This window comes from Ornithinibacillus bavariensis, assembly GCF_050433565.1.
Classification (GTDB): domain Bacteria; phylum Bacillota; class Bacilli; order Bacillales; family Amphibacillaceae; genus Ornithinibacillus; species Ornithinibacillus bavariensis.
Genome location: NZ_JBNPWZ010000001.1, coordinates 474,033 through 485,186 on the forward strand (window position 1 = coordinate 474,033; position 11,154 = coordinate 485,186).

Here is an 11,154-nt window from a genome sequence, read left to right on the forward strand (position 1 = left end):
TCATGCTGTATCCAGCAAAAGCAAGATTTTCATCAACATCCGGCTTGGAAAATATTTTGATAGGTCACTCCCATATCGAATGGAAGGGAGAAAAATTTACAGAAGATGCTTTTTCTTGGCAATCACCAGTGCTTGGAACCGTTTATGGCTGTTTATTCAATTTTCAGGATCAAGTAGAGACATTAGCCAACCAATTTACTCAAGCTCCATACCAAAAGCCTCCAATGAGACCGGTTTTATATATCAAACCAAGAAACACCATGAATGCACATTTAAAGGAGGTTGCGATACCTACAGGGGAAAATATGGTGGAAATTAATGCTACGCTAGGTGTTGTCATTGGAAAAACAGCGACAAATGTTAAAGAAGCCGATGCATTCGATTATATAGAAGGGTATACGATTGTAAGTGATGTTTCCCTTCCACATGATAATTTCTATCGCCCAGCTATCAAACAAAAAGCACGTGATGGTTTTTGCCCGATTGGTCCATGGGTTGTATCAAAAAAACATGTTTCAAATCCGGATAACTTAACTATCTGGACCTTTAAGAACGATGAATTGATTCATATAAATAGTACAAAGGATTTAATTCGTTCCATTCCTCAGCTCATTCAGGATGTTACAGAATTTATGACATTATCTAAGGGTGATGTTCTACTAGTTGGTGTTCCAAATAACCCACCTACAGCAAGTGCTGGCGACACGATTCGGATAGAAATAGACAGGATTGGGAGTCTGGAAAATCGCTTTGTCTATGAAAATGTCCATATTGCTGGAGGTGATAAGGTATGAAGCGGGCACGAATCGCTTTCCTTGGAGCGATCCATGATGCAATGGAAGAGAATGGGCAATTGAAGCTATCAGATGGTCGCTTCGTTGACCAAAGCGAAGTAGTTTGGTTACCACCAGTTGAAGCAGGTACCATTTTTGCACTCGGACTAAATTATGCTGATCATGCAAGTGAAATTAGCTTTCAAGCACCAGAAGAACCGTTAGTGTTTTTAAAGGGACCGAATACATTAATTGGGCATAATGGCCAGACTCGTAGACCAATTGGTGTTGAAATCATGCATTATGAGTGTGAATTAGCCGTTGTAATCGGGAAAAAAGCGCGTTCTGTTAAACGAGAGGATGCGTATGAGTATGTAGCTGGATATACGGTAGCAAATGATTATGCAATACGGGATTATCTAGAAAACTATTATCGCCCAAATTTAGTAGTGAAGAACCGTGATACACTGACTCCAATTGGTCCCTGGTTTGTTGAAAAAGAAGATATTACTGATCCAATGAACTTAAGGCTCTATACGTATGTTAATGGAGATTTAAAGCAAGAAGGTACGACCAAGGACATGGTGTTTGATATTCCGTTTTTAATTGAGTACTTAAGTAGTTTTATGACGTTGAATGAAAATGACATCATTTTAACCGGGACACCAAAGGGGACGGTGAATGTGGTTGAGGGTGATGAGGTCGTCGTAGGTATAGAGGGAATAGGAGAATTAAGGAATACAATCGTAGGAGACACTGAATTTTCACGTTGAGGGGTGAAATAATGCCACATGTTACAGTTGAATATACGGATAATCTTCGTGATGATGGTGATATAAAGGGACTCTTACTGAAAATAAATGAGACGCTTATTGCAGAAGGAGATGCTTTTCCAATTGGCGGAATTCGCTCTCGGGCAATTGAATTAAAGGACTATGTTATTGCAGACGGTACAGGTGGTAATGATGATGCCTTTGTTCATGTTACTTTAAAAATAGGAAGCGGACGTCCTAATGAGGTGAAGATGGCTGCTTGTGATTCCTTATTTCGTGTGCTGGAAGAACACTTCGAAAAGCATTTTGCTGAGCGTAATATAGCGATATCATTAGAACTTTTTGAGTTCATGTACCCAACATATAAAAAGAATAATATTCATCGAAGATATCAGTAGGATAATAGATATGAATAAATAGAACCTAGGGGGCAGTAGATACATTGGAAGATTCTACGCCCCTTTTTTACGGGTTATTTGTATTAAAGAAATACTTTACGGTAAAAAACTAAGTTATCTACTTATTTTGCCATTCTACGACTAAAATGGTTTATAAGGACTATTAATTCTTTGACAAAGTATTGGTTATTCAACTATCACAGCTGCTTGTTGAATAACCAATGTCTATTAGTCGAGGTGAAACGTCTGATAAAATAGCTGTTCGACCCATTACTAATGAATGTGCATTTTACTTTCTCATAATATGAGTTTAAATAAAGTTCAGATTTTTACGATATCGTCAATCTATATGATACAATTTTTTATAAACAGAATTACAAAGCAGGTGAATTCTTGAGAAAATCAAAGTTATTAATGGAAGTTTCAAACGGCGTTTTTTTACTCAAAAAGGATTTTGATCAGGAAAGTAACTGGCGATCAGATAATTGTTATAAATTTATTTATTCCTTAAATGGAGCGATGACTTATCAAACGAATCGAAATCAGTTAATCCTGTATGAGCAACAATTTATTTTGTTTAATCCACAAGAGGAACATAAACAGTTAGCAGTAGATGATAAGAAATTTCTGATTGAATTAAATCCGTCATTTTTGAACGAGATTGCTAGATTTCTATCTCCAATGCACTACGATATTCAATTTGCTTCATTTGTACAGAAATATCCTCAACTAACAAACTGGGTCCAGTTTGTTTTGCAGTATGTACAACTTGAACAAGATGAGATTACTGAATCAACGGAAATTTTTCTTGAACACAGTATTACGCAATTAGCATTAATACTTGTAAAAAGTGCTGTTGGAACACATACAAACGATATAAATATACATACCCATAGAACGATTCATCCTGAGCTGTATAAAACCATATCGGCAATGAAAGAAAATTTTCAGCATGCATGGACATTAGATGAAATGGCGAATGTTTCTAGACTAAGTAAATATCAATTTGCTCATTTTTTTAAAGAAATTATTGGGATTTCACCATATTCTTGGTTGCAGATATATCGTATCATTCGTAGTCAAGAAATGCTTAAAAACACGGATAAAACTATATTAAATATCGCGATGGAATGTGGATTTTCTTCTGTTGCAATTTACAATCAACTATTTAAGCGTTTATATGGCATCACTCCAGGTTTGTTTCGAAGAATGGTTAGAAGGTAAACCCCAGAGCTAACAATCATCATTAGTCCACATATCAAAAATAAGATATGGGTGGATACGAATGAAGAAATAAATCCGAAGATTCCAAGAGAAATGGCATTGGATAAATATAGAAGAAATGCATTGAAACTAAAGCCTCTCCCCAATTTATTTGTTGGCAGGTATTGTTGTAATAAGTATACCCTAGCTAAGCCAGATATTGGCAAGCCAATTGCAGTAACTAACACTCCGATAAAATATAGTGGGGTGTTAGTTGCTAGACCCAAAATAAAGATACCCAATCCCCAAATAAGTGATCCAATCAAATAAATCTTCATATTTAGCTTTTTCCATATTATTGGAACCAGTAAATTTATTGCTATGACTGCAGCACCGTACCAGCCTAATAGAATACTGTACAGTTCTTCTCCGTTCGGTCTTGTTTCCATCAGCTGTAATAATAGACCAACTTGCCATACCCATGTGTTAAAAAATACGATTATTACAGTTACAATAAACAATGTTCGGATTGTGACTTGTCTGTACGCCCAAACAGCAAAATCTCTTATTGAACTAATTATATCCGTTGTTTTTATTCTGGAAATTTCACTGTCTTTTTCTTGAAGACGGATTTTATAAATAAGGATTGCACTTATTAGATATGTAAACGCATCGAGAGTAAAAAAATGTATGATGCCAATCGTATTCATTAATCCAACACTAGCTATCGGACCTAGTACGGTCACCCCTCTTGTAACGGTATCAAGTAAGCTATTAACTGTAGTTCTTTCTTCCTCCTTAGTAATAACCGGTAGAATTGCTCGATGAGCTGGGTTGAAAAAACATCCTAAACATTGAATGATAAAGCTTACAATAATTAGATGCCAGTAGTTCAATAGTTCAAATTGATGTAATGCGACTAGTGATAAGATAAGCGGTACACTGATAAGATCAATTTTTATCAACAGCTTCTTTTTATCTACCGAATCAGCAATGACGCCACCAACTAATCCAAATAAGAGATATGGTAGTACCTGTGAAATAGCAACACCTGTTGTGTGTAGGGTTGATTCCGTCATCTCATAAGCTAAAAATAAGAAAGCAAGTCCTGTTATAACATTACCTAAATTAGATGCTCCCGCTCCTAGTAAGTAGAATAGAACATTCTTATTATTTTTTAGAACATTCAAGTACATATGATTTCACCTCACTTAAAGCTTACTAAATTAGTGAGTTTATTTTCTTCTAGATTCTTGCGGACTTTATTAACAAGATTATATAGCTTTGGAATAGGATTTTATTAAAAACACCTTCCTAATCTTCTTTTTACATTACATATAAAGAATCCATTTTGAAAAAAATAAATCAAAACGGATCCTAATCCAGCAGATATAGGTTTGGGTTATGTAAGAGGTTTGAACATTTCAGTAATCCCCTTATGCAAAGGAACCGTTCCTCTAACTTTTTTTACTTTATTAATGTTACTTCTTTTGGCAAAGTACCTTCATGTATCCAAGTTTTTATCAATTGGTTAAAGAAATCAGGATTCACCAAAGATATTCCGTGGCCAACCTTAGGGATAATTATTCCAGTGCAATTTGAATTATTTGCAACTATATCTATTGCTGATTTTTTCATTACTGATTTTTCTTTTTCCCCAACAGTAACGAGTATTTTACTTTTTGATTTCATAAAAGCTTCGGGTATTTCAAATGACATATTTTCCTTTAATATTCTAATCAGTGTATCTGATTTCATTTGTGAGCTTTCCTTAAAATATGTATCAAAGTATTCCTGTCCGATATATAGTGTTTTCGCTTGAAGTTTTGAAAAGAATTTATTTTTAACTAATGGAAAGGACAATTTTATCATCGGTCTTATCATTTTTCTAATTATTGAGTTGGGTCTTACTAATGCACTGTTAATAATGGCATAATCAATTAAATTGGAATTTAGGCTCAGCATTTTTATAGCAACCTGTGCCCCTAGTGAGAACCCAATAACAATTACCTCTTTACCGTTTGCTTCCTTCTCTATTATCTCATTAACTTTTTCGGCACTAAACTGAATGGAGAACTCCTCTGTATCTGTACTTGCTCCTTGTTCTGGTAGATCTATGGTAATACAATGATAATTACTGAAATATTGAACTTGCTTATCCCACATCCAGCTGCTTACTCCACCCCCGTGTAAAAACACCATCAATGGAGCATTCTTATCTCCATACACTTGATAATTTAAACTCAAACCATCCACCCTCTTTTTAGTTAAGTTATTAAGAAAACGGCGTCGTTCGTTATAAGTACATGGTTTCACATACTACCTTTATGTTAGCATAAAAATCGAAATAAACTGATATTAAAAAGGAGAAAAGAGATATAATCTCTTAAATTAACCCAAAACAACGCACTTTCAAATATAATACGTCTTTTCAAAACAACTTACTTACAGCAAAAGTCGATCTATCTTAAATAGTAAAAAGGACTACCTATTAGATAGCCCTTCATAATTTTATATACCTTCTCCATGCTTATTATAAGAATTTCTTTGTTCTACTTTATCACTACTAAATTATTAAAATTGGAAAATAAGTTTAAAGCTATTCTCAAGCGAATAAAGCTTTTTTACTTTATGATGCTATAGCGAGACTATAACTAGATTCTCGATTTTTCGAAACATGAGGAATCCATTTTCTAGATTGTTACCATATAATAATACTTTGATAATGGAACATTATTATAACTTTTCTAAAACAAATTCAAAACCCCAATAGTAATTAACAATACTGGTGGTAAAAAGTTCATTCGTTCCAGGCGTTTATTTTTTGATAATACGATTCCTATCCTTATACCAAAATGAACAAATAGTCCACTCATTAACGCGATTAAGAGTGGGGTAAGAATCACGGAATAACCCAAAATGGCAGCACCTATTCCCGCACCAAATGCATCTAATGCTAGAGCAGTGCCAAGTAAAACTGCTTCACCAATGGATATCGTTCCAGAAAGGTCAAGATCTGCTTTATCAGGTGTAGCTATAACGGTGCGAAATCGATGGAAGTTGTTCGGTGATGAGGCTTGATTTGTTTTCCCATCATCTTTTTTTAGTTGACTTCGAATAGCGTTAATTAAGGAGAATACTCCAATAAATATTAGAATTGCTGCTCCAATAGTTTTCGCGAAGTGTATGGATAAATAGGAACTTATCACATTTCCAAGAAGCATGGAAAAAAGAACAACTACTCCTGAACATAGCATAATGATTGAAAGTGCATTTCTTGGTACTAGTATCTTACGCATTCCATAGGAAACGCCAACACCAAAACCATCTAAGCTTACAGCAATGACTAGGAATAATAATCCTGTATAGTATAGCATATCACCATATCCTTTACTTAGCAGATGGAAGCATCGTTTTCACCTGCATTAGTGTAACCTAGTCTTCGCTTCATGCGATGTATTACTAGGTATTCTATCTGTAGGTTATATTATGGGATTTAGTGATGTTGTGTGCTACAAAGGGCAAGCCCTTCGAAATATGGTATAGTAAGGAATAGATGTTTTTAGAAAGGATTATGCATATGAGTAAAACATTAGTTCTAGCAGAAAAACCTTCCGTAGGTCGTGATATAGCACGAGTTCTTAATTGTTCTAAAAAAGGAAATGGCTTTATGGAAGGTTCGAAATATATCGTGACCTGGGCTCTTGGTCACCTGATTACGCTTGCGGACCCAGAAGCATATGATGATAAATACAAACAGTGGCGCCTAGAGGACTTACCAATGCTTCCTGCCCCTTTAAAGCTTATTGTCATGAAGCAAACTGGAAAGCAATTTAGTGCGGTAAAAACACAGCTTAATCGAAAAGATGTAGGGGAAATTGTTATTGCTACAGATGCTGGCCGTGAGGGGGAGCTTGTGGCAAGATGGATTATTGAAAAAGCTCGGATTAATAAGCCTATTAAACGACTTTGGATTTCGTCTGTCACAGATAAAGCAATACGTGATGGGTTTAAGCAGTTAAAGCCAGGTAAAAACTATGAAAATTTATATGCCTCTGCTGTTGCTCGTTCCGAAGCCGATTGGTATGTAGGACTGAATGCTACACGCGCACTTACAACAAAATTTAATGCCCAGCTATCTAGTGGACGTGTCCAAACACCAACATTAGCAATGGTCGCTGCAAGAGAAAAGGAAATACAAGAATTTAAAGCCCAAACATTTTACGGAATAGTAGCAAAGACTAAAAGCGGTATTACATTTACATGGCAGGATAACAAAAACAACTCGAGGATTTTTTCTAAAGAAAAAGCAGATGGATTACTTGCTAAACTAAGAGACCAGTCGTTAAAAATTATTAAGGTCGATACAACGCTGAAAAAGAAACATTCGCCACAGCTATATGATTTAACTGAATTGCAACGGGATGCAAATCGTATATTTGGCTTTTCTGGGAAACAAACCTTATCGATTATGCAAAAACTCTATGAACGTCATAAGGTTTTAACTTATCCTAGAACAGATTCAAGGGTTATTTCTACTGACATTGTTCCAACATTAACAGATCGTCTAAGGGCATGTGGTGTTGATCAGTATGCTCGATTTGCTAAATTGATCCTGCAAAAGGGCATCGGCAAGCTACCAAAATCTGTTGTTGATAATGCAAAAGTCAGTGATCACCATGCTATTATTCCTACCGAGGAGCCTGTAATTCTGGAGGATTTGGATGATAAGGAACGAAAAATATATGATCTCGTTGTCAAGCGTTTCTTAGCAGTGTTAATGGAAGCATATGAGTACGATCAGACGACAATTCACGCAAGTATTGGCTCAGAATCCTTTACAGCAAAAGGGAAAATCGTTAAAAAACAAGGCTGGAAAGCTGTCTATGATCGTCATTTCGATGATGAGGAGGAGGTAGACAATCAGCGTTTACCGGTTGTAAAACAGCATGATGTAATGGCAAATATAACAATTAATTTGACAACTGGCGAAACAAAACCTCCAGAACGGTTTACCGAGGGTGCTTTGTTACAAGCAATGGAAAATCCAGTTCGATACATGAATCCAGATGAAAAGCATTTAGCTGGAACCCTGCAAAAAACAGGAGGAATCGGGACGGTAGCAACTCGTGCGGATATTATTGAAAAGCTATTTAATAGTAGCTATATGGAGCTAAAAGGAAAACATATTTTTATTACCTCCAAAGGAAAGCAACTGCTGGATCTTGTACCAGAGGATTTACGGTCCCCGGCTTTAACCGCTGAATGGGAGCAAAAACTTAGCTTAATAGCAGAAGGTAAATTAAATAAAAATCAATTTATTCGCGAAATCAAGGATTATACAAAAGAAGTTGTACAAGAGATTAAAGGAAAAGACAGTAAATTTAAACATGATAATATGACCGGGACAAAATGTCCTGAATGTGGAAAATTAATGCTTGAGGTTAATAATAAGCATGGACGTATGCTTGTCTGCCAGGACCGCTCCTGTGGACATAAGAAAAATATAGCAAGAAAAACAAATGCACGTTGCCCAAATTGCCATAAACGATTAGAATTACGTGGTGAAGGCGAAGGACAATTATTTACTTGCTCCTGTGGCTATCGAGAAAAGCTGTCAACCTTTAACAAGCGAAGAGAACAAGAGAAGAAACATAAGGTTTCTAAAAAGGATGTTCATAAGTATTTAAAAAATCAAGATGATGGATTTGCCAATAATGCTCTTGCAGAAGCTTTAGCCAAGTTTAAAGAAAAGTAAAAGAAAGAATTTCTAAAAATCATTAAATAATATAGATATACGAGTTTACCACAGCTTATCTTGCTGTGGTTCTTTTATTTGGAACTAATTTAGGCAAAAAAACATAAAACTAACGTACAGCATTCATATAAACGTCATTTTGGGCAAAGAGAAGAAGAAAAATGAAGTATAGAGCGCTTCTAAGCATCATTATGGGCAAAGAGAAGAATAGAGATGAAGCATAGAGCGCTTCTAAGCATCATTTTGAGGAAAAAGAAGAAGAGAAATAAGGTCTAGGGAGCTTCTAAGCATCATTTTGGGCAAAGAGAAGAATAGAAATGAAGCATAGAGCGCTCCTAAGCATCATTTTGAGGAAAAAGAAGAAGAGAAATGAGGTCTAGGGATCTTCTAAGCATCATTTTTGGAAAAAAGAAGAATAGAAATGAAGTATAGAGCGCTTCTAATCATCACTTTGGAAAAAAAGAAAAATAGAAAGAAGAATAGAGTATCTCCTAAATACCAATTTGACCAATGAATTGTTGAAAAGGAGACGTAGCAAGGATTAAATCCTACAGTTGTCTAAATCCTTGTTAGTTTCATTCGTTTTTTTTTTTGTTAAATAAAGAAGGAGATATGATGAACGAGAAGAATTAATATAGTAGTTAGTAAAAGGGGGAAATTAAATGATAGAAATTAGAGAAGTTAGTCCAGAAATGACCTATGATATAAGGCACCAAATCTTAAGGCCACACTTACCGTATGAGGAAAGTATATATGATACAGATCATGATGAGGGTGCATTTCATTTGGGTGCTTTTTTAAATGATAAATTAATCACAATTGCATCATTTTATAAGGAAAGTTTTCCGGATTTTTCTAGTGAAAAGCAATATCGTTTACGAGCTATGGCCACACTGGACGAACATCGTATGCTTGGAGCAGGTAGAAGAGTCGTTACTTATGCTGAAGAAAAGCTAAGGGATGAAGGGTTTGATTTACTCTGGTGTAATGGAAGAACGACAGTACAAGCATATTATGAAAAGCTGGGCTTTTATGCACATGGTGATGTGTTTCATTATCCACAAATTGGACCTCATATAATTATGTATAAGGAACTTTAGTCTTCTTTATCTTTATGAATTTTCCGTGAAGCAGTTTACTTGAACTTCTACTAGTTGTATCATTAATATGAAGATGTGCCTTGTATTATGGATTAGGGAGGGTTAAAATAGATGGCTTTTGTAATATTAGAACCATGTCAGCAAGAAAAGGCAGCAGAGTGTGTTAGTGTCTGCCCAGTTGATTGTATAGAAGAAGGTCCAGATCAATTCTACATAGATCCAGATATTTGTATTGACTGTGGAGCATGTAAAGCTGCTTGCCCAGTAAATGCAATTGAAGAAGAATATGATTTGACACCTGAACAAGAAGTTTATTTAGAAAAGGCTGAAGAATTCTTCGCCAATCGTTAAACATACACAAAAATCCCGTTAACATCATAAATGTTAGCGGGACTTTTTATCTTGCATCGTTGTAACAAAAAGCGAAGGGGCAAATTTGTAATTTTATTGCCGTATTTTTTTTGAATGAAATATGCAAGGATATAGGAAACCAAGAAACGCTTTTGCGGTACATTATAGAAGTGAAATCTATGAACTATTCTTCCTCAGCCTTTATAGCTAGTTTGCTAGCTATCCATCTTTTAGCCGTTTCTTCATCAACCTCATAAACCTTGCCTGCCCGAAATAATTCACCATGATATGCCGTTTGTACATTCATTTTTACTTTTACCATATCCCTAAACTCCTTCCTATCTCTATTATAAAGAACAAAAAATAGAGATGCCATATTTAAACTACAGAAGATGCCAACCGAATTGAACATTCATTTTTACGGAAAAACGTATGAATAGATGCACTGTAATAGACTAAAATTGCGGAAACCAAGCAAATCTGCCTAATAGAAGTGCCCTAATAGACTAAAAATCGGGGAATAAGGAAAATTAGTCTAATAGAAGCGTTCTAATAGACTAAAAATCGGGAAACAAGGCGAATCAGTCTAATAGAAGCGTTCTAATAGACTAAAAATCGGAAAACAAGGAAAATGAGTCTAATAGAAGCGTTCTAATAGACTAAAAATCGAGAAACAAGGCAAGTCAGTCTAATAGAAGCCCCCTAATAGACTAAAAATCGGAAAACAAGGAAAATGAGTCTAATAGAAGCGTTCTAATAGACTAAAAATCGAGAAACAAGGCAAGTCAGTCTAATAGA

Annotated in this window: 11 protein-coding genes; 7 read left to right on the forward strand and 4 right to left on the reverse strand. The window is 35.3% G+C overall.

Going from position 1 to position 11,154, the window contains the following annotated elements; genetic code table 11:
* Positions 1–2: 2 nt before the first annotated feature.
* The 4 genes from HNR27_RS02135 to HNR27_RS02150 all read left to right on the forward strand — a co-directional run bounded on the left by HNR27_RS02135 (position 3) and on the right by HNR27_RS02150 (position 3,168).
* Positions 3–794, forward strand: coding sequence for a fumarylacetoacetate hydrolase family protein (locus HNR27_RS02135; protein ID WP_429338586.1), 792 nt, complete (start codon positions 3–5; stop codon positions 792–794).
* Positions 791–1,546, forward strand: a complete 756-nt coding sequence (locus tag HNR27_RS02140) for a fumarylacetoacetate hydrolase family protein (protein WP_429338587.1) — start codon at positions 791–793, stop codon at positions 1,544–1,546. Before HNR27_RS02135 ends, HNR27_RS02140 begins: the two co-directional genes overlap by 4 nt.
* Before the next feature lie 11 nt (positions 1,547–1,557).
* The gene (locus HNR27_RS02145) at positions 1,558–1,944 is read left to right on the forward strand and encodes a 5-carboxymethyl-2-hydroxymuconate Delta-isomerase (protein WP_212919976.1); all 387 of its coding nucleotides are present in this window, start codon (positions 1,558–1,560) and stop codon (positions 1,942–1,944) included.
* Between the two features lie 393 nt (positions 1,945–2,337).
* The gene (locus HNR27_RS02150) at positions 2,338–3,168 is read left to right on the forward strand and encodes an AraC family transcriptional regulator (RefSeq protein ID WP_429338588.1); all 831 of its coding nucleotides are present in this window, start codon (positions 2,338–2,340) and stop codon (positions 3,166–3,168) included.
* Here HNR27_RS02150 and HNR27_RS02155 read toward each other — a convergent pair.
* The 3 genes from HNR27_RS02155 to ytaF all read right to left on the reverse strand — a co-directional run bounded on the left by HNR27_RS02155 (position 3,105) and on the right by ytaF (position 6,524).
* The gene (locus HNR27_RS02155) at positions 3,105–4,343 is read right to left on the reverse strand and encodes an MFS transporter (protein WP_429338589.1); all 1,239 of its coding nucleotides are present in this window, start codon (positions 4,341–4,343) and stop codon (positions 3,105–3,107) included. The genes HNR27_RS02150 and HNR27_RS02155 overlap by 64 nt on opposite strands.
* A gap of 271 nt (positions 4,344–4,614) precedes the next feature.
* Positions 4,615–5,394, reverse strand: a complete 780-nt coding sequence (locus HNR27_RS02160) for an alpha/beta fold hydrolase (RefSeq protein ID WP_429338590.1) — start codon at positions 5,392–5,394, stop codon at positions 4,615–4,617.
* Between the two features lie 500 nt (positions 5,395–5,894).
* Positions 5,895–6,524, reverse strand: coding sequence for a sporulation membrane protein YtaF (ytaF, locus tag HNR27_RS02165; protein WP_212920065.1), 630 nt, complete (start codon positions 6,522–6,524; stop codon positions 5,895–5,897).
* 203 nt (positions 6,525–6,727) lie between these two features.
* On the opposite strand from ytaF, the gene HNR27_RS02170 reads away from it, so the two are divergent.
* The 3 genes from HNR27_RS02170 to HNR27_RS02180 all read left to right on the forward strand — a co-directional run bounded on the left by HNR27_RS02170 (position 6,728) and on the right by HNR27_RS02180 (position 10,356).
* A complete protein-coding gene (locus HNR27_RS02170; protein ID WP_429338591.1) occupies positions 6,728–8,905 on the forward strand; it encodes a DNA topoisomerase III in 2,178 nt (725 codons plus the stop codon).
* A 662-nt stretch (positions 8,906–9,567) separates the two neighbouring features.
* Positions 9,568–10,005 carry a GNAT family N-acetyltransferase gene (locus HNR27_RS02175; protein WP_212919972.1) on the forward strand — a complete coding sequence of 146 codons (438 nt, stop codon included), beginning with the start codon at positions 9,568–9,570 and terminating at the stop codon, positions 10,003–10,005.
* Positions 10,006–10,116: 111 nt separating this feature from the next.
* Positions 10,117–10,356 carry a ferredoxin family protein gene (locus HNR27_RS02180; protein WP_212919971.1) on the forward strand — a complete coding sequence of 80 codons (240 nt, stop codon included), beginning with the start codon at positions 10,117–10,119 and terminating at the stop codon, positions 10,354–10,356.
* Positions 10,357–10,540: 184 nt separating this feature from the next.
* On the opposite strand, the gene HNR27_RS02185 is transcribed toward HNR27_RS02180, so the two are convergent.
* On the reverse strand, positions 10,541–10,678 hold the full coding sequence (locus tag HNR27_RS02185; RefSeq protein WP_212919970.1) for a hypothetical protein: 138 nt from the start codon (positions 10,676–10,678) through the stop codon (positions 10,541–10,543).
* Positions 10,679–11,154: the final 476 nt, after the last annotated feature.

Excerpts from the sequence above, each read along its gene's own strand:
- HNR27_RS02185 (WP_212919970.1), bottom strand. The coding sequence starts at position 10,678 with ATGGTAAAAGTAAAAATGAATGTACAAACGGCATATCATGGTGAATTA.
- ytaF (WP_212920065.1), bottom strand. The coding sequence starts at position 6,524 with ATGCTATACTATACAGGATTATTATTCCTAGTCATTGCTGTAAGCTTA.
- HNR27_RS02135 (WP_429338586.1), top strand. The coding sequence starts at position 3 with ATGCTGTATCCAGCAAAAGCAAGATTTTCATCAACATCCGGCTTGGAA.
- HNR27_RS02180 (WP_212919971.1), top strand. The coding sequence starts at position 10,117 with ATGGCTTTTGTAATATTAGAACCATGTCAGCAAGAAAAGGCAGCAGAG.
- HNR27_RS02175 (WP_212919972.1), top strand. The coding sequence starts at position 9,568 with ATGATAGAAATTAGAGAAGTTAGTCCAGAAATGACCTATGATATAAGG.
- HNR27_RS02145 (WP_212919976.1), top strand. The coding sequence starts at position 1,558 with ATGCCACATGTTACAGTTGAATATACGGATAATCTTCGTGATGATGGT.
- HNR27_RS02140 (WP_429338587.1), top strand. The coding sequence starts at position 791 with ATGAAGCGGGCACGAATCGCTTTCCTTGGAGCGATCCATGATGCAATG.
- HNR27_RS02170 (WP_429338591.1), top strand. The coding sequence starts at position 6,728 with ATGAGTAAAACATTAGTTCTAGCAGAAAAACCTTCCGTAGGTCGTGAT.
- HNR27_RS02155 (WP_429338589.1), bottom strand. The coding sequence starts at position 4,343 with ATGTACTTGAATGTTCTAAAAAATAATAAGAATGTTCTATTCTACTTA.